We start from the raw sequence: 2,314 nt of genomic DNA on the forward strand, positions 1-2,314 counted from the left end.
ATCTTGCGCGACTCGTTGCGCAGCTTCTGCTCCTCGTCCGTCTCCTCGGACCCGTCGCCGATACTCCGTCTTCGCCCACTCAGACCCGCCACAACCCTCTCCCGCTTCCACGTTAGTTATCGGTCCATGTACCCCTCTCGGTACGCCCACGCGACGAGACTCGCCCCGGATTTCACCGGCAACCACATCCCCGTCGCAAGCAGGTCATCTACGACCCGCTCTGCATCGCCACGATCGATATCGTCGAGGACGTGAAGTGCCTCGGTGGCGATCCACATCGAGTCCCGGGCCTCGACCATGCGCTCGACCGCCTGGCTGAGCGCCTCACGTTCGTCGATAATCGCGGTGCAGCTGTGCGCTTGCGCATATGCGATTACCGCGGCCTCACCGGCGTGCTCAGCAGCTGTCTCGGCTCCCATGTCGGACTGGATCGCCAGCTGCACTGCTCCCTCGTCGGAATCGAGGACGACGAGTTCGGTCCACTCACACTCCGCGATTGCCGGAATCCCGGAGTAGCGCTCGCGCGCCAACTCAACCTCGGCGTTCACCGCGTCCGGTATCAATATCACTCGCCCGCTGGGCGAGAGCCTTCGCAGTATCTCGCCGTGGCCTGCACGATGCCAGTGGGTGAACACACTCGTGTCCATGACCCATCGTTCAGGCATCTCCGTCGATCACCTCGAAGGGTGACTCGTCTCGTGGACGCAGCTCTGCGTCGCTGATTGATCCGCGCAGCATCTGCAGCGCTCGCTTACGTGTGAGTTTGGCATCTTCGTACCCGCGCACCACAGCGGCTGCAAATTGCGGGGACAGCCGCGGAGCGACGAGGTCGTCAGCGGGTAGCGGGACACCCACCGCCACAAAGTCCCCAGCAAATGGGACTTCCCGCGCGAGCGCCACACGCTCGCGCTCTTCGATCAGACCCACGTTCTTGAGCTGGTTGACCGTAGCCGTCCACGAGACCCGGTACTTGCCGGCGATGCGGATGGCGCGGCGGCGTGGGCTCTCCGTCGGGTAGTCACTCCACAACTTCGCCGCTCCCTCGCGGGGGATCAGGAAGTGAATAGCAACCGACTTGACCATCGTCTCGGAATCGGAGCTGTGTGCGTCATAGGCGTCGCCTACCAGCCAGTGCGCTAGTTCATGGGCGACCGTGACTCGCTTGCGCCCCTGCGGCTGCTCAGAATTGATCACCGCAGCGGCCACCGCCGTGTCGCTGTCCCCGTCGACGGTCACGCAGGCACCATCCGCCGACTCACCGTAGTTACCCACGAACACGTACATCCCGAGCCGCTCGCAGACCGAGAGAATATCGGGGATGGGCTCGTTGTCCAGCCCGGCCCGTCTGCGCGCCTCGTGGGCAACCCGCTCCGCGTCCTCATGACGGTCGGGCACCGCCGATTCGGGTCGGCGCACAGTCGAGATCAGTTCTTTGTGCATCAGCGATCGCATGTCGTCAGCTAGCAACTCGATTGCCTCGTCCATGCGCTCTGTGACTTCCGGGTCGAATCCGGCGTCGGTGCGGCGGCTGATCACCGCAGGCACTTCGTCCATCACGAACCACTGCAATGGCTTGTCGAGCGTCGCGGCGATGGCGAACATTTCCGTCGCCGAGACGCGTCGGGTTCCCGATTCCACCTTGCTGACCGAAGTGTGATCGAGCTGGCCCAACACTTCCGCAAGCTGCCGCTGCGACATGCCGGCAGCTACTCGCGCCTCCGCGATACGCCTACCGAGTGCCTTCGCGTCCATGCTTGCGATTCTGGCACATCAAGCAGCTTGCGTGTAGCGGCCACTCAGTGTGGAGTTCCGCGGCTCCCCCGCTCGCGACCGGCGCCGCCGCCCAATCAGCGTGACCGGGCGACGGCTCTCGTCAAGGGCTGCTGCGGAGCTCGTCATCGTCGTCCTACCGAACGGCTCCCCCCTCGGCTGACTACGTGACCAGCACCGGCGTTACTTGACCAGCAGCTCCGCGATCTGGATCGTGTTGAGCGCCGCGCCCTTGCGCAGGTTGTCGCCCGCCACCATGAGGTTCAGGCCCCTGTTGCCCTCGATCGACTGGTCCTGTCGGATGCGGCCCACCAGCGACTCATCGATGCCGGCGGCGTCCAGCGGGGTCGGCACGTCCACGACCTTCACGCCGGCCGCCGAGGACAGCAGCTCGCGCGCCTGCTCCGGGGTGATGTCCCGCTCGAACTCGGCGTTGATGCTCAGCGTGTGGCCGGTGAACACGGGTACGCGCACGCAGGTGCCGGCGACGCGCAGCTCCGGCAGCCCGAGGATCTTGCGCGACTCGTTGCGCAGCTTCTGCTCC

General features: G+C 65.1%; 3 protein-coding genes. All 3 read right to left on the bottom strand.

Features of this window, described 5'->3' with window-relative positions; translation table 11 throughout:
- Nucleotides 1–116 precede the first annotated feature (116 nt).
- Nucleotides 117–647: a hypothetical protein gene (locus G6022_RS10295; protein ID WP_182618193.1), complete on the bottom strand. Its 531-nt coding sequence runs from the start codon at nucleotides 645–647 to the stop codon at nucleotides 117–119.
- A gap of 10 nt (nucleotides 648–657) precedes the next feature.
- Nucleotides 658–1,752, bottom strand: a complete 1,095-nt coding sequence (locus G6022_RS10300) for an XRE family transcriptional regulator (protein WP_182611043.1) — start codon at nucleotides 1,750–1,752, stop codon at nucleotides 658–660.
- A gap of 201 nt (nucleotides 1,753–1,953) precedes the next feature.
- Nucleotides 1,954–2,314, bottom strand: a 361-nt coding sequence (locus G6022_RS10305; RefSeq protein ID WP_277819492.1) for an Asd/ArgC dimerization domain-containing protein, incomplete at its 5' end; no start/stop codon positions are given.

The organism is Dietzia sp. Cai40 (assembly GCF_014145165.1).
GTDB classification, from domain to species: Bacteria; Actinomycetota; Actinomycetes; order Mycobacteriales; family Mycobacteriaceae; genus Dietzia; species Dietzia natronolimnaea.

Excerpts from the sequence above, each read along its gene's own strand:
- G6022_RS10295 (WP_182618193.1), bottom strand. The coding sequence starts at position 647 with ATGGACACGAGTGTGTTCACCCACTGGCATCGTGCAGGCCACGGCGAG.
- G6022_RS10300 (WP_182611043.1), bottom strand. The coding sequence starts at position 1,752 with ATGGACGCGAAGGCACTCGGTAGGCGTATCGCGGAGGCGCGAGTAGCT.